The sequence below is a fragment of the Mesorhizobium hawassense genome (assembly GCF_003289945.1).
Taxonomy (GTDB): domain Bacteria; phylum Pseudomonadota; class Alphaproteobacteria; order Rhizobiales; family Rhizobiaceae; genus Mesorhizobium; species Mesorhizobium hawassense.
Window position 1 is genome coordinate 56,861 of record NZ_QMBP01000021.1, and the last position, 19,429, is coordinate 76,289.

A 19,429-nucleotide genomic window follows, 5' to 3' on the forward strand; every position below is an offset into this window, starting at 1 on the left:
GTAACAATGTTCAATATTAGACAAATCCCGCTCGCGGCGTGGATCGGCCTACTCCTGACCGGTCTGGCAGTTATCTGTGCGCTTTTTGCGCAATGGATCGCCCCACACGGCAATGGCGAGATCGTGGGCGACGTATGGGCGCCGATGTCGTCAGCGCATTGGCTGGGCACTGATAATCTCGGGCGAGACCTGCTCTCGCGCATGATTTACGGCGCCCGCATCACGATCTTTATTGCCGGTATGGCAACTGCTCTGTCCTTTTCTCTCGGCGCTATCCTCGGCTTTACGGCCGCCGTGGTCGGGGGGCTGGTCGACACACTTATGTCGGGCGTTGTCGATCTACTAATGGCCATACCGACATTGATCTTCGGTCTCGTAATCTTGGCAGTGCTGCCCGCGAACAATGTGACTCTCATTCTCGTGATGGGGATTTTAAGCTCCACGCGCGTCTATCGCCTCTCACGTGCCGTCGCTGCGGATATCAACGCAATGGACTTCGTAGAAGCAGCCAAGTTGCGGGGAGAGGGTCTCAGCTGGATCATTTTTCGCGAGATCCTGCCCAATGCAATGTCGCTCTTAGTGGCGGAACTGGGCCTGCGCTTCATCTTTTCGGTGCTGTTTCTGTCGGCGCTATCCTACCTGGGCCTTGGCGTGCAACCGCCGGACGCAGATTGGGGCGGCATGGTGATGGAAAACAAGGACGGCATCGTCTTCGGCATTCCTGCCGCACTGATCCCGGCCGCCGCGATCGCAGGATTGGGGATCTCCGTCAATCTGGTCGTCGACTGGGTGCTCACTCGCACCACCAGCTTCAAGGGAGGTCGCGACTAATGGCAAATGGCCACGCGAAACCGCGGCACGAAAGCGACGTTCTGCTCGAAATCCGCAACCTTAAGGTCGAGGCGACTGTCTACTCGCCGAACGAGAAGCCGCGCGACGTCACCATCGTCGACGGCGTGTCGCTGGCTTTGAAGCGAGGCAAGGTGCTGGGACTGATCGGCGAATCGGGCGCCGGCAAGTCGACCATCGGCCTGTCCGCAATGGGGTATGGACGCGGCGGTGTCCGCATCACAGGCGGCGAGGTCTTGCTCAACGGCCGCGACATTCTGCAAGGCGGCGTCAAGGGATTGCGAAAAGTTCGCGGCAGCGAGGTCTGCTATGTTGCGCAGTCGGCTGCCGCCGCTTTCAACCCGGCGCATCGGCTCATGGACCAGGTGGTGGAAGCAGCGCTTCTGCACGGTCTCGGGACCAGGGCCGAGGCGGAAAAGCGCGCTATAGCGTTGTTCAAGAAACTCCGCTTGCCCGATGCTCAAAAAATTGGATCCCGCTATCCACATCAGGTCTCTGGCGGCCAGTTGCAGCGCGTGATGACTGCAATGGCACTTTGCTCCGAACCCGACCTGATCGTATTCGACGAGCCGACCACGGCGCTCGACGTGACGACCCAAATCGACGTGCTGGCAGCCATCAAGGATGCTATCCGCGACACGAGCGTCGCGGCGCTCTACATCACTCATGATCTCGCGGTGGTGGCCCAGGTCTCGGACGAGATCATGGTGTTGCAAGATGGCAAAATGGTAGAGCACGGCGAAACACGACAAGTGATTGAGGCGCCGCGCATGGACTACACCAAGGCGCTCGTGTCGGTGCGCTCAATCGATCATGAGGAAAAGAATCCGGCGCAGGAGCCTCTGTTGTCGGTGAGGAACATCACTGCCGCTTATGGGGGCGATGCCGTGAAAGTTCTGCAGCACGTCTCGGTTGACATCCATCCGGGCCAAACGCTCGCTGTCGTGGGCGAGTCGGGCTCCGGAAAATCCACCCTAGCACGCGTCATCACGGGGCTGCTGCCCCCGATTGCCGGCAGCATCACCTTCGCCAACCGCATGCTCGCGCCCAGGCTCGCAGACCGATCCAGGGATGATCTTCGAGAACTGCAAATGATCTATCAGATGGCCGACGTGGCGATGAATCCGCGCCAGACGGTGGGCACTATCATTGGCCGGCCGCTTGAATTCTATTTTGGCATGCGAGGAAAGGAGCGCGATGCCCGCGTCGGCGAGTTACTAGATGAGATCGAGATGGGCAAGGGTTTCGTCCACCGGTATCCGGCTGAGCTTTCAGGAGGGCAAAAGCAGAGGGTCTGCATCGCCCGCGCGCTCGCCGCGAAGCCTAAGCTCATCATCTGCGACGAGGTGACCAGCGCGCTCGACCCGCTTGTCGCCGACGGCATCCTCAAGCTGTTGCTCCGCCTGCAGAAGTTCGAAGATGTGGCCTATCTGTTCATCACCCACGATCTTGCGACCGTTAAGGCGATCGCCGATTCCATCGCGGTGATGTATCGCGGCGAGGTCGTCCGCTACGGCTCAAAGACGCAAGTGCTCAGGCCTCCCTTCGATGCTTATACCGACCTGCTGCTCTCCTCGGTTCCCGAGATGGAGGTTGGCTGGTTGGAAAGCGCTATCAAGGGACGCCGCATGGAGAGTGCGGGGAACTGAGCTTCACCGGATTCGGGCATGATGATCCTGGTCGCCGGGTGTTCGATGTCACGGGACAACCTTCCGTGTCACTGCCCTTGGCGCACAGCTCTGACGGATTGCCAATTAGCATTCATCTCGTCGGCCGCTTTGGCGACGAGGGTACGCTGGTGCGTGTCGAACGCAATATAAAAGAAGCCCGACCCTGGAAACACCATCGGCCGGATCTGCAAGCGGGTAAGAGCGGACTGTCGGCAGGCAAGTATCAGATCGTCCACCTGCCAGTGGAGCGCTCGATATCGTGCCCCCGCAAACCTCAGAACCGAGCGGAACAAAAAGCAGGGTCCCAGTGTCGTACGCTGATCGATCAGTCTCATGATTGTGGCTATCCTGTGCAGCCCCAATCAGGCCGTCAGCCCGCATTTGGCGATCGCGTAGGAGATCATCAACTATCCGAGCCCCCACGCGGGGCTGCCTACTCCCATGCGCACGGCGTCGATATCAGCTACTCGTGCAAACTCTGCACGATTTGCAACAAGCAACCAGTGTTCCCGAGCCGTCCTCTTCCATCACTCCGGCCTGGAATCTTGCACTCTCACAACTAGACTAGCGTTGCGTGGATGCGTATCAACCAAAAAGACGCTGATTTACTGCGTGAATAAGCAGAATTTGGGCAAGTTGGCCAGTCCCGCTGACATACCATTCATTTCGAATAGGACGAGAAGCCGCATGCGTCGGCGCTTAGGGCAACACTTGAAAAGATGGAGGATCTCAATGTCGCAGGAACTCGACTATCTCACACGCGGCGTCGCTGCGGGCCGGCTTAGCCGACGTGAATTTCTCGGCCGTGCAGCGGCGCTCGGCGTCAGCGCCACTTTTGCCACCTCGCTTCTAGCCGGAGTCGCAAAGGCGCAGGCGCCGCAGAAGGGAGGCATCCTGAAGGCCGGCCTCCGGGGCGGTGCAGCAACAGATAGCCTCGACCCAGCGTCCTTCCTCGGTGGGGTTCCCATCGCCTTCGGCAAATGCTGGGGCGAGTTGCTGATGGAAATGACCCCCGAGGGCGGATTCGAATACCGCATCGCCGAGGAAATTGGTTCGTCAAAGGACGCTAAGACTTGGACGATTAAGGTCCGCAAAGGGATTCAGTTCCACAACGGCAAAGAAGTCACGTCCCCGGATGTCGTCGCCACGCTCGAACGGCACTCCGACAAGGAAGCAAAGTCTGGCGCGCTCGGCATCATGAAGGGTATCCAATCGATCAAGGCTGATGGCCGCGACGTCGTGATCACGCTCAGAGAGCCCAACGTTGATCTGCCCTATCTGATGACCGACTATCACTTGATCATCCAACCTAACGGCGGCAAGGATGATCCGGCCGCTGGCATCAGCGCAGGTCCCTACAAGGTCACGGTTAATCAGCCGGGCGTGCGACATGGGGCCGAAAAGTTCAAAGACTACTGGCAAGGCGACAAACTCGGCCATGCCGATCAGGTCGAAATCATCGTTATTAACGATGGTACGGCGCGCATTGCGGCTTTGCAAGGCAACCAAGTCCACATTATCAACTCCGTGGAGCCCAAGGTCGTTGACTTGCTCAAACGCAATCCCGGCGTAACGATTCAGAACGTGACCGGGCGAGGCTTCTATTGTTTTAACATGTTGTGCGACACCGCGCCGTTCGACAACAATCATCTTAGAATGGCGTTGAAGCTAGCCATGGATCGTGAGGAAATGCTGGACAAGATTTTGCGCGGCTACGGCTCAATAGGTAACGATTTTCCGATTAGTGCCTCCTATCAACTTTTCCCTGAGGGCATTGAGCAGCGCGCCTTTGATCCAGACAAGGCCAAATTTCACTATCAGAAGTCGGGCCACAGCGGACCGGTCCTGCTTCGGACTTCTGAGGAAGCCTTTCCCGGTGCTGTCGAGGCCGCCCAGCTCTTTCAGCAGAGTTGCGCCAAAGCCGGCATCGCAATTCAGGTGAAGCGCGAGCCGAGCGACGGCTATTGGTCGGATGTTTGGCTAAAGCAACCCTTCTCGACCTGCGCCTGGAACGGTCGCTCGACGCAAGACCAGATATACTCGACCACTTATCTGTCGACCGCGCAATGGAACGATACGCACTTCTTTAACGAGAAGTTCGACAAGCTTCTGACAGAGGCACGCGCTGAATTTGACCAGGACAAGCGCAAGAACCTTTATCGTGAGATGGCCATCATCGTCCGGGACGAGGGTGGCGCAATCACGCCGATATTTAACCAGTACATCGACGCCACAGGGCCGGGCGTGAAGGGCTTTGAGAAGTCTCCTATGAGAGACGTGAGTAACGCCTCGGCACTGGTCAAATGCTGGTTGGAAGCCTGAACCGAGTGCTTATGGGGCTCGCCCGTCTGAGGCTAGTTGCCCAGCCCATCGCGCTGGGCATTCACCTTCTCTCGCGGTCATCCGAACGCTAACTTCTGGACCAAGCGGGCACAAAATATGTGTGCGCATGAACGGCTGCAGATGCTGATCGCTAATGTGAAGGTGTCAAACAGTATCTTCACCCTGCGGATCAGGAGGGCGTCCATGCATGTTGTTGGGTCGATCCAAATTGCGACCAGACCATTAGACCATTGTTCGGAAACCGATCCTCTAGTCCATCGATGAAACCTGGGATGGTTCGAGAAGGAGGGGCGATCCGGGAACCCTTCAGCCGCTGGTGGCTTGTGATGGCCACCGACCTTTTCCTTAACGCGGCTGAGGTCGATCCGACCTCGCACCCAGATAGATCAGCCGGAATAATGAAAAATCTCTCCAACTCCTTAAATCCCAAAACGAAGCAATGAGAATGAAAATACGAGTGCAAACCCAGATGACACCTGATGCTCAAACTGAAGCCGACGTGGCGCACGCCATTGGCTACGTGACTATGCAGGATGGAATGCGCGTCGCGTACATTTCTTACCACCCCAAGTCAGGCCGCCACCCGACCGTTTTCCTGTATTCTCCGTATGACGCAAGTGCGACCCGTTTCGAAGTTGCGAAGCCGTTTCTAGATGCCGGCTACGCCTTCGTCGGTGCCAACTTCCCCGCGACTGGCTGTTCGGAAGGTGTCATCGAAACATGGTTCGACCGGAAAGAAGGAATCTATGGTGCGGAAGTTGTCGAATGGATTGCTAAACAGCCTTGGAGCAACGGCAATGTCGGGATGGTTGGCAATTCATCAGCGGCCACGGTTCAAATGTGGGTTGCGGCAGAACAGCCGCCTCATTTGAGGGCAATCATAGCGGCCGGCATGTTCGACGCCTATGAGTGGATCTACCAAGGCGGAATGCTGCAACTTTATAATCTAAAATGGGCTTTTACGAGTCAGTTTATCAGTCAGGCTAGCGGAGTGAGTGACCGGATAAAAGCGGGCGATATCGAGTGCTCTGCGATTCTTGGAAGCGACCGGCAGCAGGTCAAAAGTTTATTCTACAACGAAATTCGCAGTCATCCACTAAATGATGAATGGTGGGATTCAATCTGTTTGGCGTGCGAAGAGGTGGCTGGCAAGGTCCGAGTACCCACTATGCTTATTGCCGCTTGGCAGGACCGCCATGCCGCTAGGGAAAGCGCTCGAGTAATCACTCAATTTATGCCGAACGTACAGCATAAGAAGCTTGTCATGATCGACGGCGACCACGGAGGAACCGGAGCACTTGGGCCACAAGCTCCTCTGCTTGTCGACAATGAGCGCATGAAATTCCTCGAACGTTGGGTGAAGGGCGTAGAGAATGGACTTGAAAACGAACCTCCCGTGACTGTTTATTGGGAAGCCTGGGAGCCCGAAGGAGATCCAAAGAAGCAGGTTGCGGGTTGGGTTACACATCACAAGGCTTGGCCAGAACCAATGGTCGAGCGTCGCCCGTACTACCTCACGGCCGATGCCAGGATATCGCCTGACAAACCAGGTGCCACGCCGTCTGAGGGCTCTCGCGCGTACCTGTATCCGACGGGAGCAGAACTCTACGGCAATAATGAGCAATTCGCAGCTAAGCCATATCAGCAGGGCGTGTTGAATTACAGAACGGATGTGGCCGCTTCGGATACGACGCTGCTTGGAAGTCCGCAAGTTTTGCTCTACCTCAGCATTGATGATGGGGATGACACAGACATCGAACTAACATTGAAGGACGTCGGGCCTGATGGCGACGTACTCTTCCTGCAGTCAGGCCATCTGCGCGCGTCGCTGCGCGCTATCGATGAACAGCGGACAACTTCGGACGAAATTGTTCATCTATTCCGCGAATGCAAAAAACTTCAGCCCGGCACAATATACGAAATAAAAATGTCGGTCTGCCCGATCGGTCATGTCGTCCGAGAAGGGCACAGACTTGAGATAACTATTGGCGCTCCTAACCCTATCATCAAACAATCCATCGGTAGCCTTCCAATCGGTGCCGCATCTATTAATAGGGTCTATCACTCGGAGAAGTATCCCTCGAGCATCATCCTGCCCATTGTACCCGGGGCGAAGGCCCGCGCGTCTGCGCCAGAACGTGGCATACAGCGAGCGAAACCTTGCCGAAAAGAAGCTGAATTTGAGCCCGGCGGACTGCCGACCCGTTAAGCTTCAGCGCAGCGCTGCTGGCAACCACTAAAGCGCGTCGCGATTAATCATATCCTGTAGACGAACCGTTGTTGCCGGAGCGCGCGGCAGCAAAGTTTTTCCTGTATCGTTCGGCATGGGACTATCACGACAGGAAATAGTGGCTGCAATTATTGTGGCCGCCAGTGTTGATCGTTACGATTTCCGTATGCGATCACTTTTTGGGCAGCGCCACCTCCGTTCGTGCGGGAAGGCGAAGGGCTCCTGATTGTCCTTGTTCGCCACGGGTCGGAAATGGTGAGATCGACCAACTAATTAAGTCGACGGCTTGCTCAAGTATCGCCTCAGTCTGAGCAAGGGTCGGTGAAGCTGCAACAACATGCCCGATGCGGTCTCTGTAATCGCCTTTCCTCACGATCGGCGTCATTGGCTTAACATAGAATTTGACCTCGGCGACACCTGATACCGCAGCCGCCTGACCGCCTCCATCGATCCAATCGAGGTTGCCATCGCGATCAGGAAGGAGGTACCGCGCGGCAGCTGTATGCGAACGCCTTCTGTGCAAATTCGATGCGTCGCCCGTGACAAGCGTAATGTGCTCGGTGATGAGATCGACACCGTAAGCCAGCTGAGGCAGTTGAGATGCGGGCGCGCCCCCAAGCCGCGGATTGACTTCAATGACGACTGGGCCGCGCTCCGTCCAACGGAATTCAATGTTAGTCGGGCCCCAGCCCAGACCAAGAGCTTGCAAACAGCTCAACGAAATACCGCAGATACGCTTATAATCGTCGGCAGTTATCGGGGCCGGGTACGCAAACTCACGAAAGACGAAGTCGGGTGGGGGACCGAAGTCAGCGGCGGCGATCTCGAATACCTCATTTCCCATTATGTCAGCGTAATAAAACTTGCCTTTTGCGAATTCTTCTACAAGTATCCTCGGCGAAGACCGCCATATATGCGTCCCGTCCAATAGGTAGCTCGTATGTTTGGCTAACTCATCAACGCTGCGGCACAATCGGACACCTATACTGCCGCTGCCCGTGGCAGGTTTGAGAACAACCGGTAGGCCAATTTCCGCGGCAGCACTTTCTACGTGCTTCGCATTTGCCGCCACGCGATGGGCAGGCATTGGCACGCCGGCCTCCGCAAGGACCTGACGCTGGACGAATTTGTCACAGCATCGCTCAACCGATGCGGGGTCAGGGCCCGGTAGATCGAAATGCTGACAGAGCTTGCCAACCATAGCATAAGCCAACTCGTCGTCGCCCGAAAAGCCTGTAATGCCAGCAATCTGATAGGTTGCACCCAGGCGGGAACATTCGTGGATGAGCGCATCGAGATTATCTGTATCGACACGGATTACCTCAGCGCTTTCAGTTGCAAGATAGTCGTACCGAGCTGGATGAGCTGACAGGGTAATCGGATGAAGGCCAAGGCGCTGGGCTGCTTGAACATACAGCAGACCGTTACCACTATGGCCTTCAACCAGGATGAGCGCTCTTCTATGCATTGGCATCGATCTCCGTTGCGCGCTGTTCGAGCTATAAGCGTAAAAGGCATCTGTGCCTAACCCCAGCCTTGGCGAACGTACCATTGTCAGCGATTTGTGGTCGCAAAGATTCGGTAAAATCATTTAAGGTATTTGTTGCAACGCCTTAATGACCGGCCGTGTCGAGCGTATTTCAAGCGATCGTGAGCAAGGATTTCGCGGGATCATCAGCAACGATTTCAGAGGATCGTGAGCACCTTTTTCGGAGCTGAGGGACGCCAACACACTCGCAGCCGCCCATAGCATCTACAGCGCTATCCAGGGTGCGCGCGCGAGCGGTCTTACTAAATTAGCACCCACTACACCGCCTGGTGGCGCGAACGTTGTCGATCTAGCGTTTGATTCAATGGCAAAAATTCTCTTGGAAGAGATGGACGATGTGTCAACTACTAAATGCCGTAGTATTCACGCCTGCACGAAAACTCTAGAACCGAGTTCGTTCTAAGGCATTGATCGAGCGATATCGGCATGCAGACGTGATGGCGCTGGAGGTTTTGAAGGGCGTCTGTATAACTGAGGCTAGGGAATCTTAAAATGAACAACCACGTGTTTATAGCCCATGAGTCCGATCGCTATGGGCGGTCGTTTCCCACTGTGTTTACACGGGCAGTTGGGACGACCATTTGGGACGAGGCGGGTAGCTCATATATTGAATTCTTCGGGGATCGGCATAGCTGCAATCATTCCGAGCGACATGAACGCCGCATCCGAGGCACACACATCCATCTCAGCGCAAGCAAGCTGTCCAAGCGACTCTGACGTTTCGCCGAATACGTGGCTGACAAACATTAAGACTCGTGTACTTGGTCCGATCTGTCCACCGATTTTGCGAGCGATGGTTTCAAAGTATCGATCAAGGAATGTTCCAATGAGCGTGAGGCGGGCGACCTTCACCGACATCCCATTCATCATGCGCACGGAGCGGTTGGAGGGATACGAAGCGCTGGTCGGTCGCTGGGAGGAGGCCCGCCATATGGCGACTCTCGCGGATTCGCGTTATGCTTACTTTGTCGCCGAAGGCGACACAACGCCGCTTGGTTTCGCCATCCTGTGCGGCTGGGCTTCGCCCGAGCACTCCACACTTGTACAGCGCGTTGCTGTCGCGGAGCCGGGCAGAGGATTGGGCACGGCAATGATGCGTACCGTAGTAGATAGGGCGTTCACGGCGACCGCCGTCCATAGGCTTGGGATTAGCTGTTTCCCTGACAATATCAGGGCGCGGCGCACCTACGAGGCCGTCGGCTTTGTTGCCGAAGGGGTGGCGCGCAGCAGCACCTTCTTCCGCGGCCAGCATCGCGATATGCTGGTGCTGTCGCTACTAAGGCCGGAGTGGGATACGCAGGCTCGCGGGCGCTTGAAAGCGCCTAGTGTCAGCTAATTTGGAGCGCGCCGGGAATCGTGTGATGTGACGTTGAGGTGCGGCTGGGATTCAGACCTTTGGTGGAGATGATCATTGGCGAGATAGGCCTCCCGATTGATACCGCGCAGTTCGCATCCAGTGCTTGATCTTGGCGAAGGCCTGCTCGATCGGGTTGAGATCTGGCGAGTATGGCGGCAGGTACCAGAGCCTGGCGCCTGCGGCGCGGATCATCTGCCGGATGGCTGCCGACTTGTGGGAGCCGAGATTGATGGGTTGTCTAATCGCGGCTTGGGCGTCAAGCATCTATCGCGCTGATACGGCGCTGCCGGGTGCATGGTTGTCTTCGCGCGACATCGGCCGCCGCATGATGGAGCTTCGCGGGACGAGCCTTCAATGTGGACGACGCACTTTGCTGAGACAGCAGTGCAACCCCATCAACGGAATGGCTCGGCTCACGTCCCGGCAGGGACGCCTCAGGCGCTCAGATTCTGAACGCTATCTGGATTTACGCCGCGGCTCCTGCACTCGGATTGAAGAGCTCGCCAGTCTTGAGCATCGTGTGCATGATCGCCAATTTGCGCGCCACGGCCACGGCGGCTCGTTTGAAGCCGATCCTCTCCCGGAGCTTGAGGCCCCATGTACGCAGGCTGCTTTCGGTCGAACAGCGTGTCAGGATGACCGCCGCGGCTTCGTAGAGAAGCCCCCGCAGATGTCGATCCCCGCGCCGGGATATATGGCCGTCATAATCGATTTCTCCCGATTGGTATCGGCGGGTTGTCAGGTCGATCCAAGCGGCGACAGAGCGGGACTTCTTGAAGTTGTTTGGATCCTCAATGGCGCTGACGAAAGAGGTTGCGGTGATCACGCCGATGCCGGGGATCGACATGAGGGCGCGGCAGGCTTGGCTTTGACGAGCATCCGCAACCAGTTGTCGCCCGAGCTCGGCGGCGCGAATGCGAATGCCGCGCCAGGCCTCCAGCATCGGTAATACGATAGGAGCAAGTTCCTTGTGATCGACAAGAAGGCCCCGAACGTTCTTCTCAAACGTGGTTCCCTTACCCGCTGGGACGAGCAGGCCGAACGTTTTCATGATCCCGCGGATCTGGTTGGAAAGATCGACGGTGATCCGGTCCAGTCGGGTGCGTGCTGCCACGAGCGTGCGGGTCAACATACTGTCGAAGCCTTTCACGCGCACCTCGCGAAAGAACCCAGCTTCAGCAAGATGCGCCAAACCATCGGCGTCATTCGCATCCGTCTTGTTTGCCGCCATATCAAGCGCCGCTTTGGCATGGCGAGCATCGATGCAGACTGCTGGCAACCCCGCGCTGCGCAGAGAATGATAGAACCACACCGACAGAGGGCCGGTTTCGAATACAATGCGCTTTGCGCCAGGCGCCCGCTTGCGGACAAGCTCGGCAATGATGGTGGGATCAGATGCGCACTTTCCGCGCCAGATCCGTTCGCCTTCACGTCGGATCGACACTGCCGTCTCTTTCATCGACACGTCGAGACCGATATATTCTGTCATGGCTGTTCTCCGTTGATGCTGGGCCCGGCGTCCAGTCGTGAGCCCGTATTTCATCTTATCGGGGAACAGCCACCCTTCAGGAACATGATTTTGGCTCTCAGGGCGCCGCTCCGGCGATTACCCCATGTGGACGCCCCCTCACGGCATCGCTGTGCCAAAGTGGTGTCGTTGATCATCACTTGAACGGAGGCGTCCATGTTGGAAGTTAGCATAATCGGGTTGGATCTGGCGAAGAACGTGTTCCAGATGCACGGCGCGGATGGATCGGGAGCCGTGGCCTTCCGCAAGAAACTGCGTCGTGACCTGGTGCTCAAGTTTCTTGCCGCGCAGCCTGCTTGCACGGTGGCCATGGAGGCCTGCGCCGGCGGTCATTACTGGGCGCGGGAGATTGCGAAGCTTGGGCACGATGCCCGGCTAATCGCGCCGGGATATGTGAAGCCTTTCGTGAAGTTATGCTCACCTCGTCATAACTTGACTAATCACGAGGTCCTCATAATGCGGAGGAGCACGGTCTGATCGGCGGATTTTCGCCTTTTTTGTCGATGTTCCTCCGCATTATTTCAGAGCGTGTCGAGCCAAGCGAGCACGCTTGCATCGCGCTTCCAAGATGGCTGGCCGCCGGGTGTGGTTGGAGCGGTGACCTGCTCCAGGGCTTTCCGCTTCGTTTCCAGATTGGCCCTGGCATAGTGGTTGGTAGTGTCGAGGCTCACATGGCCGAGCCAGCTTCGGATGACCGTAACGTCGACGCCCGCCGAGATGAGGTGCACGGCGGTGGCGTGCCGGAATGCGTGTGGCGTTACATGCTTGGCTCGCAGCGTTGGCATGGTTTCGGCTGCCGCCTTCACGTAGGCGGCGAGCTTGAACCGGACCCCCGAGGCGCTGAGCGGCTCACCATAGCGGTTGACGAACAGCCGCTGGTCGGCCGCCCGTGGTTGCCGTTCAAGCAGTTTCTTCAGCAACATCACGGTTTCCGGCCAGAGCGGGCAGATACGTTCCTTCCGGCCCTTGCCGGTTAGGCGCACGCAGTTCGGGCTTTCGAACCGGATTGCTTCGGGGCACAGGTCGAGCGCTTCCTGTATTCGTGCGCCGCTGTTGTAGAGGAACGAGAGCAGCGCATGATCACGCATGCCCTCAACGGTCGAACGGTCTGGCTGACCGAGGATTGCCGTCACTTCCGCCGGATCCAGATAGCTCGGTTCCGACACCGGAGCGCGCTTGATCGGTATGTTGAGGATTTCGACACATTGCGCGATCGATCCGGGATCCTTGGTGGCCACGAAGTGGAAGAAGCTGCGGATCGCAGCAAGCCGGCAGTTACGCGTGCCGATCGTACCGCCACGTTCATGTTCGGCGTGGCGGAGGAACGCGGCGATTTCGCTGGCGGTCAGATCGGCCAGCATGATCATAGCCACTTTCTTCCCAGCACGCTGTGCAACGAAGCAAAGCAACAACCGCCAGGTGTCGCGGTATGATCGAACCGTATGGATGGACGCGTTGCGCTGCTCGACCAGCCATTCGTAGAAGAACGCGCGCATCAGGTCCGGGAACCGATCAACCTTGCTCATGGCCGCGCCTCCTGCCCCAGATTGAGGCATGGTGCGCCAACCGCCCGGAACCGCTCATTTGCGCAATGCAGCAGGTCCTGCGTGACGGTGATGTAGACCAGGGTAGAGTTGATATCCCTATGACCGAGATAGGTCGCGAGGAACGGCAGGCGATCCTGCGGGTTGATGCCCGTCCGGTACCATTCGAGGATCCTGTTCACGACCATCGAGTGGCGCAGGTCATGAACGCGAGGCCCTGTTTTTCCTCGCAATGGCTTCAACCCCGCTCGGCGTATGACGTCAGAGAGCAACCAGGTGATCATTTCCGGTGTGTAATGGCCATCACCTCGCTCGTGCCAGAACACGCCGGAGCGCGCGTCCTGTGATCCACCGGCACGCCGCCGCGCATCGATGTAGGCACAGAGCTCGGCTACAACGCTGTCGGGTAGCGGCAGGATCCGGGTCTTGAAGAACTTGGTCTGCCGGATGGTTATCGTGCTCCCCTGCAGGTCAAGGTCACCAAGATCGAGGCGGCTTTTCATGCTACGCAGATCAAGGGTCTCGACATGACGGCCAATGATTGCGCGGTTGGGATCGGGCCAGCGGGCGGTCACGCCAGCACCTCCATTCCCGGCACGTCAAGCGCGATGGCCCTGAGATCCTCGGTGGCGAGTTTGAGGTAGGGAGCCGTCGATCCTGTCGAACGGTGTCCCAGCACGTCGCCGATGACCTTTCGAGGCACCGCGACCCGCAGCATCTCAACCGCCCGCGCATGACGGAAGATATGGGGTCCACACTTGCCAGGCGGTTGGACGCCAGCGTCACGGAGCCGCCGGCGAACCACGCTGTAAAGCTTGTCGAGCTTGCGATATGGCGCGCGTGTGCGGAGGAAGATTTCCCTGGCGTCCGTCATGGGCCGCCCGGAACGCAGATAAGCAAGCACTGCTTCGCCGACCGGCTCCATAGGGGCAGCGATGTGCTGGCTCGCGTCTTGTGGTGGCGAATATGGATGGCTTCCATCCGCCAGTCGATGTCCTCAATCCGCAGTTTGCGGATTTCTCCAGACCGTAGCCCATATGTTGCAAGGAGTTGCAGGATCGCATGGTCCCGCAGCCCCGCCGATGTCCCGTCCTTCTTCGCGCTCTCCAGCACAGCGACTATCTGGCCGCGATCCAGGACTGACGGTACTCCTTCATATGCATAAAGCGTCGGAGCTATCACATGCCCTGACAGGTCCGTCGTGACGCGACCTGTGATGTGGAGATAACGCAGCAGCGAGCGAAGCCGCTGTGCGACAGACTTCAGCGAGCAGCGCGTCAGTTTCGGTGCGCGCAGATCCATATAACGGTCTACGTCAACGACGCTCAGCCCCACCAAGCCGCCGCTTCCGTGATCGATCTGCCAAGCAAGGAAGTTCCGGGCTTCCCACATTAACGCTGCGACGCTGGAGCGAGCCAACCCGCGTTCCTCACGCAGCCAGATTTCGTATTCGTCGCAAATTACAAATCGAGCCACATCGGCCGCGCAGGTCGGCTCGATGGCTGGTGGCCATTGACCGTGAGCAAGCCGCAACAGGGCATGAATTCCGGAGCGCGGAACCTCGTGCCAGCGTGCGCTGGGACGTCGACCACGCTGTTTTTGGAACATTGCGATCGCGTGCCGCAGGTATTGCTCTACATGCACGTCGATCACGTTCGCGGCCAAGATGCCCCGCTGTCCCAGATAATCGAGAAATCCAGATGCGTAGGTGCAGTAGTTCCTCACCACGACCGGGCTGTATCGCTGACTGATAAGGGAGGAATTGAGTGCGGCAATTAGTTCGTGACGAATATCGGGCATTGGCGGCTCCTCTGTTGGTCGATTGACCCCCAGAGGTTCGGCACCGAATAATGCAAAGCAAGCCGATCCGAAAACGGCGAGAATCCGCCGATCAGGCCGCGCTCCTCCGCATTATGAGGACCTCGTGATTAGTGAAGCGGCAGAAGAACGATGCCGCTGACGCTGAGGCGATCTGCGAAGCAGCCCAGAGGCCTACCATGCGGTTCGTAGCGGCAAAGAGCGAAGAGCAGCAGGCCGCGGCAATGGTGTTCCGCGTTCGCGATCTTATGGTTCGTCAGCGGACTCAGACCATCAATGCGATACGGGGCCATCTTGCCGAATTCGGTCTCGTGGCTGCACAGGGTCTCTTCCATGCCGCCAAGCTTGTCGCGGCGATTGAGGACAAAGGTACCGCCATCCCCGAAGCTGCCCGTCCGATCCTGTCTCTGCTCGTTGCACAGTTGCGGTCGCTGGATGAGAGAGTGGCCGTGCTCGACCGTGAGATCGCCCGGCGTGCCAAGGAGGATGCAGAAGCCAGGCGATTGATGACCATTCCCGGCATAGGGCCGATCGCCGCGACGGCACTTGCTGCTCTGGCTCCATCGGCGACAACCTTCAAGAGGGGGCGAGACTTTGCGGCGTGGCTCGGCCTCACGCCGCTGCAACGCTCCTCAGGCGGCAAGCAGAAGCTCGGCGAGACGTCCCGGATGGGTGAACGAACCCTGCGTCGGCTGCTGATCATCGGGGCGAGCGCCGCCGTGCGCTGGGCCATGCGGAAGGGATCGACGGGGGATCTTTGGCTCTCGCGGATGCTTGAGCGCAAGCCGCCCATGCTGGTGATCGTCGCCCAGGCCAACAAGACGGCGCGCATCGTGTGGGCATTGATGGCGAAAGGGGGAACTTATCGGGCCCCGGCGGTAGCGGGATAATATCGCTGCTGGGCTTGAAGGTGTGAGAAGGTCCAAAGGAGAGTATGGCGCCACGGTCAACGAGACGGGATCGGGAAAACCAGATCATGGATACGCGCCTTGAGCGCGCCAGATTGTTTTGGACCCGCTCCGCGAACTCCCATACAGGCCCGCGGCATATGACAGCCGCAACAGAGGCCGGACACATGTCAGCACCCGACCACGCTCCGTGCTCTTCGAAAGATTCTCTTGCACCAACGGGGGCGTCCACACATGTCCATGACGACGATGTCGCCCGGCTCAAGCACTGGCACGAGCTGCTGCTCGACATAGGCGCGGAAGCACTGGCCGTTGATCGGCCCGTCGAAGACGCAAGGTGCAGTCAGCCGGTCGCAGCGCAGCGCGCCGAGGAAGGTCAGCGTGCGCCAGTGGCCGTATGGAGCCAAGCCGCGCAGGCGTTTGCCCTTCGGCCCCCAACCGCGCAGCGGCGCCATGTTGGTCTTGATCCAGGTTTCGTTGATGAAGACCAACTGCCGTGGGTCGAGACCGGACTGCCAGGAACGCCAGCGTTGTCGCCGTCGCGCGATGTCAGCGCGGGCTTGCTCAAGGGCCAACAGAGTTTTTTTGAACCGCAAACCCTCGCGCCACAGGAACTGCCACACCGTATCGTGCGATACCTTCACACCGCGCGCCGCAAGTTCGTTCTTTATCCGATGCAGCGACAGATGCGGCGTCTGATTGATCCTCTCCACGATGAAGGCCCGGTGCGGCTCCAGAACCCGCTTGCGATGGCCGCCCATCTTGCCGGGCGCGACCGACCCACTCGCCCGATAGCGCTGCGACCACTTCACCGCCGACGACACCGCTATGCCAAAACGAGCCGCAACCGTGCGGCAGCTCTCACCAGCCGCGATCGCCACAACAACACGCTCACGTAGATCATTCGAAAGAGGTCGCGTCATCCGATGCTGGCCTCCGATCCAGCCAGCATCTTGAATCACAAAATCAGCCTCTCCGGAATCTAGAGGCTTCTGTGAGGTCCGTTGGCTCGACGGAGCCGCTTGGCACGCCGTCGGACCTCATTGCAAGCCGGATTGAACGGAGCCGCGGGTCGGTCTGGCGCTATGGGGATTGTAGTCCTGCGGAGCGGTGGGTATTGTCTTTGCCAGGCCGAGCCACTGTACCTGTCTGACGGTTCACGCCATCACGGTTTTGCCTTCCGCCATGCTGTCCATCGCTGTGGACCTCTACCGCTGGTCTGGCTGCTTGCGGCTTTGTGCGGTGGTACAAAGGTCTGGGTGCCGGCGCGCATGGCGACGGGTGCCGAACCAGACGATGTGGACGCACTCAGCGTGATCATGAGGTGTCATTCCAGAAGGGGGTCGGCGGCGCCTGCCCGCATCGCCAGGTGGCGAGCGTGACCATCGCCCCTCCGCAGCATGGGCAGCGATGCGTCAACGCCAGGCGCTCGGCGGCGACAGCGGCGCTTTTGGCACTCGGTTCGAGATTGTTCTGCTGCTGGCTGGCCAGCAGTCGGCGGCACAGGCCGAGCTTGGGGACGCGATGACCGTTGGCGAGGAAGCCGTAATGACGGATGCGATGGAAGCCGTCGGGCAGCGTGTGCAGGAGGAAGCGGCGGATGAACTCATCGGCATCGAGCGTCATGACCTTCGTCCTGGCGCCATGCCGATAATCCCGCCAGCGGAACGCGACGCGATCGTCGGCCATGCCGACCAGCCGGGAGTTGGCGATGGCGACGCGATGGGTGTAGCGGCCAAGATAGGCCAGCACCTGTTGCGGCCCGCCGAAGGGCGGCTTGGCGTAGACGACCCATTCGAGGCGACGGACTTCAGCGAGCAAGCGGGCGAAGGCGTCGGGCTTTGCCAGATGGGCGAGATCGCCGAAGAAGCCCAGCCGGCCCGCATCATGGGCCACTCGCAGTTCCTCCAGGAAGCGGCGGCGAAACAGGCGCGACAGCACGCGCACGGGTAAAAAGAATCCCGGCCTGCACGAGATCCAGCGTGTGCAGTCCGGCGAGACGCCACCGCCCGGCACGATGCAATGCAGGTGGGGATGGTAGGTGAGCGTCTGGCCCCAGCTGTGCAGCACTGCGATGAGGCCGATCTCAGCGCCCAGAGGTCTGGGATCGGCGGCGATCGTGCGCAGCGTCTCGGCCGCCGCCTTGAACAGGATCGTATAGAGCGCCGTCTTGTTGTGGAAGGCGATTGCGGCGACCTCGACCGGCAGCGTGAACACCACGTGGAAGTAGGGCACCGGCAGAAGCTCGTCCTGCCGCGCGGCGAGCCAGTCCCGGCAGGCCTGGCCCTGGCACTTGGGGCAATGCCGGTTGCGGCAGGAATTGTAGGCCACGCGAATCGACCCGCAGGAGCGGCAGCCCTCGACATGACCGCCCAGTTCGGCGGTCCGGCATAACTCGATCGCACTCATCGTGCGGCGCTCGACGCGCCCGAGATGGCCGTCATGGGCCTGTCGATACGGATGTATCCCCTTCGAACATGTGAAACGAAAAATGAACACAAACGTGTCAGAACATGGCAATGCTCTGACGGCGCGGTGATGGGGCGAATCGGACTCCACAACCGGCCGGCGAAATGTTCATATATCGTCTCTCGGCAATTGGGGGGAGACGAGCAATGCCAGAGGTTACCGAAGTGAGTAGGCACGAATTTTCCATTGCCTACGCAGGCGCGGAACGAAAAGACGACCACTCAATTAGCGTCGATGCGCTCGCACCGGCCCTGCTTGCTTTCGGCAAACTTATGCGAGAGGCGAACGGCGAGTTCAACGGCAAGAAGGCTAAGGCTAACGTATTTGTCGTCTCCGACTTCGAGCACAAATGCTTCAATATCAATTTTGAGCTGGTCATCGGGTTTTACGAACAGGTCAAAACCCTTCTGCACCTCGACAGTGTAAAGGATGCAAAGGACATCCTTGAATGGCTCGGCATCATAAGCGGTGCCGGGTCTGTCCCTGTTACTAGCTATCTGGCCTTCCTAAAGTGGAAGAAGGGCAGAAAAACCGCAGAGGTAACCGAGCTACGCGACGAAAGCGGCGAGGGTAATGTTGTCGTCCGCGTCGAGGGTGACCACAACACCGTCACCGTGAACAAGACGATCTATAACCTCTCCGTCAACCCAAAGGCCCTACGAGCCACGCGCGACGCCTTCTTGCCGATAGGGCAAGATGGATTTGACCACATGGAAGTCCGCGACAACGACAAGCTGGTCGTAACCATTGAGCCAAACGAAGTAGAAGACATCGTTGCGTCGTGCACGACTGGCATTGCCGAGACCAAGGAAACAGAGCCGGACGTCGACATCACCACAGCGTGGCTGAGTGTATATTCCCCGGTCTATGATGAGAAAGCCGAACTCTGGCGCTTCTGGCTCGGAACCGATGTCATCTATGCCGACATTTCTGAAACGACCATTGCCCACGACGCGCTTGAGCGCGGCGGCTCTCTGACCCATGATAGCTACCAGGTGAAACTTGAAATCACGGTAGATGTCGATGACAAGGGCGTTAGGGGCAAGCCGAGCTACAAGATTCTTGAGGTCATCAAGTTTGTTCCGGCCGAACCGCAACTGAGGCAATCCGAACTGCCTCTCAATCCGCCAACTCAAGGCCCCAATGATGAGCAGCCCAAATAGC

The 19,429-nt window shown here is 58.5% G+C and carries 15 protein-coding genes and 4 pseudogenes; 8 read left to right on the forward strand and 11 right to left on the reverse strand.

Translation table 11 applies throughout. The features are described 5' to 3' along the window. The first annotated feature begins 6 nt into the window (after positions 1–6). Together DPM33_RS30360 and DPM33_RS30365 are read left to right on the forward strand one after the other, a co-directional pair. Positions 7–831 carry an ABC transporter permease gene (locus DPM33_RS30360; protein ID WP_112101058.1) on the forward strand — a complete coding sequence of 275 codons (825 nt, stop codon included), beginning with the start codon at positions 7–9 and terminating at the stop codon, positions 829–831. Further along, positions 831–2,498 (forward strand): ABC transporter ATP-binding protein, encoded by a 1,668-nt coding sequence (locus DPM33_RS30365; RefSeq protein ID WP_112101059.1) that lies wholly within the window; start codon positions 831–833, stop codon positions 2,496–2,498. Before DPM33_RS30360 ends, DPM33_RS30365 begins: the two co-directional genes overlap by 1 nt. A gap of 68 nt (positions 2,499–2,566) precedes the next feature. On the opposite strand, the gene DPM33_RS36445 is transcribed toward DPM33_RS30365, so the two are convergent. Next, complete coding sequence (locus tag DPM33_RS36445; protein WP_167449269.1) at positions 2,567–2,854, reverse strand: hypothetical protein; 288 nt, start codon at positions 2,852–2,854, stop codon at positions 2,567–2,569. Positions 2,855–3,251: 397 nt separating this feature from the next. On the opposite strand from DPM33_RS36445, the gene DPM33_RS30375 reads away from it, so the two are divergent. Together DPM33_RS30375 and DPM33_RS30380 are read left to right on the forward strand one after the other, a co-directional pair. Then, the gene (locus DPM33_RS30375; protein WP_112101061.1) at positions 3,252–4,841 is read left to right on the forward strand and encodes an ABC transporter substrate-binding protein; all 1,590 of its coding nucleotides are present in this window, start codon (positions 3,252–3,254) and stop codon (positions 4,839–4,841) included. 466 nt (positions 4,842–5,307) lie between these two features. Continuing rightward, the gene (locus DPM33_RS30380; protein ID WP_245442508.1) at positions 5,308–7,071 is read left to right on the forward strand and encodes a CocE/NonD family hydrolase; all 1,764 of its coding nucleotides are present in this window, start codon (positions 5,308–5,310) and stop codon (positions 7,069–7,071) included. A gap of 193 nt (positions 7,072–7,264) precedes the next feature. Here the strand turns inward: DPM33_RS30380 and DPM33_RS30385 are convergent, their stop codons facing one another. Continuing rightward, positions 7,265–8,560, reverse strand: coding sequence for an ATP-grasp domain-containing protein (locus DPM33_RS30385; protein ID WP_112101062.1), 1,296 nt, complete (start codon positions 8,558–8,560; stop codon positions 7,265–7,267). A gap of 681 nt (positions 8,561–9,241) precedes the next feature. Beyond that, complete coding sequence (locus tag DPM33_RS36450) at positions 9,242–9,499, reverse strand: hypothetical protein (protein WP_167449265.1); 258 nt, start codon at positions 9,497–9,499, stop codon at positions 9,242–9,244. 10 nt (positions 9,500–9,509) lie between these two features. Between DPM33_RS36450 and DPM33_RS30390 the strand changes: the two genes are divergently transcribed. Beyond that, positions 9,510–9,977, forward strand: a complete 468-nt coding sequence (locus DPM33_RS30390) for a GNAT family N-acetyltransferase (protein ID WP_245442511.1) — start codon at positions 9,510–9,512, stop codon at positions 9,975–9,977. A 102-nt stretch (positions 9,978–10,079) separates the two neighbouring features. On the opposite strand, the pseudogene DPM33_RS30395 reads toward DPM33_RS30390, so the two are convergent. Beyond that, positions 10,080–10,226, reverse strand: a pseudogene (locus DPM33_RS30395) (transposase); the annotation flags it as partial. A gap of 238 nt (positions 10,227–10,464) precedes the next feature. After that, the gene (locus tag DPM33_RS30400; RefSeq protein WP_112101064.1) at positions 10,465–11,487 is read right to left on the reverse strand and encodes an IS110 family RNA-guided transposase; all 1,023 of its coding nucleotides are present in this window, start codon (positions 11,485–11,487) and stop codon (positions 10,465–10,467) included. 195 nt (positions 11,488–11,682) lie between these two features. Between DPM33_RS30400 and DPM33_RS30405 the strand changes: the two are divergent. Then, positions 11,683–11,937 (forward strand): annotated as a pseudogene (locus DPM33_RS30405) (IS110 family transposase); the annotation flags it as partial. Positions 11,938–12,047: 110 nt separating this feature from the next. Here DPM33_RS30405 and DPM33_RS30410 read toward each other — a convergent pair. From DPM33_RS30410 to DPM33_RS36455, 4 genes are read right to left on the reverse strand one after another with little or no spacing between them, the layout of a single operon-like run. Next, on the reverse strand, positions 12,048–13,052 hold the full coding sequence (locus DPM33_RS30410; protein WP_112101065.1) for a site-specific integrase: 1,005 nt from the start codon (positions 13,050–13,052) through the stop codon (positions 12,048–12,050). Then, entirely contained in the window at positions 13,049–13,645 is a 597-nt protein-coding gene (locus DPM33_RS30415) for a tyrosine-type recombinase/integrase (protein ID WP_167449270.1), read from the reverse strand. The genes DPM33_RS30410 and DPM33_RS30415 overlap by 4 nt, the downstream gene beginning before the upstream one ends. Next, positions 13,642–13,995 (reverse strand): tyrosine-type recombinase/integrase, encoded by a 354-nt coding sequence (locus tag DPM33_RS37535; RefSeq protein ID WP_342634385.1) that lies wholly within the window; start codon positions 13,993–13,995, stop codon positions 13,642–13,644. Before DPM33_RS37535 ends, DPM33_RS30415 begins: the two co-directional genes overlap by 4 nt. Next, positions 13,941–14,870 (reverse strand): tyrosine-type recombinase/integrase, encoded by a 930-nt coding sequence (locus tag DPM33_RS36455; RefSeq protein ID WP_281004837.1) that lies wholly within the window; start codon positions 14,868–14,870, stop codon positions 13,941–13,943. The genes DPM33_RS37535 and DPM33_RS36455 overlap by 55 nt, the downstream gene beginning before the upstream one ends. 131 nt (positions 14,871–15,001) lie before the next feature. Here DPM33_RS36455 and DPM33_RS30425 point away from each other — a divergent pair. Beyond that, positions 15,002–15,778: pseudogene (locus DPM33_RS30425) on the forward strand (IS110 family RNA-guided transposase); the annotation flags it as partial. 245 nt (positions 15,779–16,023) lie between these two features. Here DPM33_RS30425 and DPM33_RS30430 read toward each other — a convergent pair. Both DPM33_RS30430 and DPM33_RS30435 read right to left on the reverse strand, forming a co-directional pair. After that, positions 16,024–16,737: pseudogene (locus tag DPM33_RS30430) on the reverse strand (IS630 family transposase); the annotation flags it as partial. Positions 16,738–17,113: 376 nt separating this feature from the next. Further along, positions 17,114–18,262, reverse strand: a complete 1,149-nt coding sequence (locus DPM33_RS30435) for an IS91 family transposase (RefSeq protein WP_245442524.1) — start codon at positions 18,260–18,262, stop codon at positions 17,114–17,116. A gap of 149 nt (positions 18,263–18,411) precedes the next feature. On the opposite strand from DPM33_RS30435, the gene DPM33_RS30440 reads away from it, so the two are divergent. Continuing rightward, positions 18,412–19,428 carry an LAPAL motif-containing putative phage structural protein gene (locus DPM33_RS30440; protein WP_112101067.1) on the forward strand — a complete coding sequence of 339 codons (1,017 nt, stop codon included), beginning with the start codon at positions 18,412–18,414 and terminating at the stop codon, positions 19,426–19,428. Position 19,429: the final 1 nt, after the last annotated feature.

Coding starts and splice junctions, on each gene's coding strand:
- DPM33_RS30365 (WP_112101059.1), top strand. CDS start 831: ATGGCAAATGGCCACGCGAAACCGCGGCACGAAAGCGACGTTCTGCTC.
- DPM33_RS30400 (WP_112101064.1), bottom strand. CDS start 11,487: ATGACAGAATATATCGGTCTCGACGTGTCGATGAAAGAGACGGCAGTG.
- DPM33_RS30380 (WP_245442508.1), top strand. CDS start 5,308: ATGAAAATACGAGTGCAAACCCAGATGACACCTGATGCTCAAACTGAA.
- DPM33_RS36455 (WP_281004837.1), bottom strand. CDS start 14,870: ATGCCCGATATTCGTCACGAACTAATTGCCGCACTCAATTCCTCCCTT.
- DPM33_RS30385 (WP_112101062.1), bottom strand. CDS start 8,560: ATGCATAGAAGAGCGCTCATCCTGGTTGAAGGCCATAGTGGTAACGGT.
- DPM33_RS30410 (WP_112101065.1), bottom strand. CDS start 13,052: ATGAGCAAGGTTGATCGGTTCCCGGACCTGATGCGCGCGTTCTTCTAC.
- DPM33_RS36450 (WP_167449265.1), bottom strand. CDS start 9,499: ATGTCGGTGAAGGTCGCCCGCCTCACGCTCATTGGAACATTCCTTGAT.
- DPM33_RS30390 (WP_245442511.1), top strand. CDS start 9,510: ATGCGCACGGAGCGGTTGGAGGGATACGAAGCGCTGGTCGGTCGCTGG.
- DPM33_RS30360 (WP_112101058.1), top strand. CDS start 7: ATGTTCAATATTAGACAAATCCCGCTCGCGGCGTGGATCGGCCTACTC.
- DPM33_RS37535 (WP_342634385.1), bottom strand. CDS start 13,995: ATGGAGCCGGTCGGCGAAGCAGTGCTTGCTTATCTGCGTTCCGGGCGG.
- DPM33_RS30440 (WP_112101067.1), top strand. CDS start 18,412: ATGCCAGAGGTTACCGAAGTGAGTAGGCACGAATTTTCCATTGCCTAC.
- DPM33_RS36445 (WP_167449269.1), bottom strand. CDS start 2,854: ATGAGACTGATCGATCAGCGTACGACACTGGGACCCTGCTTTTTGTTC.
- DPM33_RS30375 (WP_112101061.1), top strand. CDS start 3,252: ATGTCGCAGGAACTCGACTATCTCACACGCGGCGTCGCTGCGGGCCGG.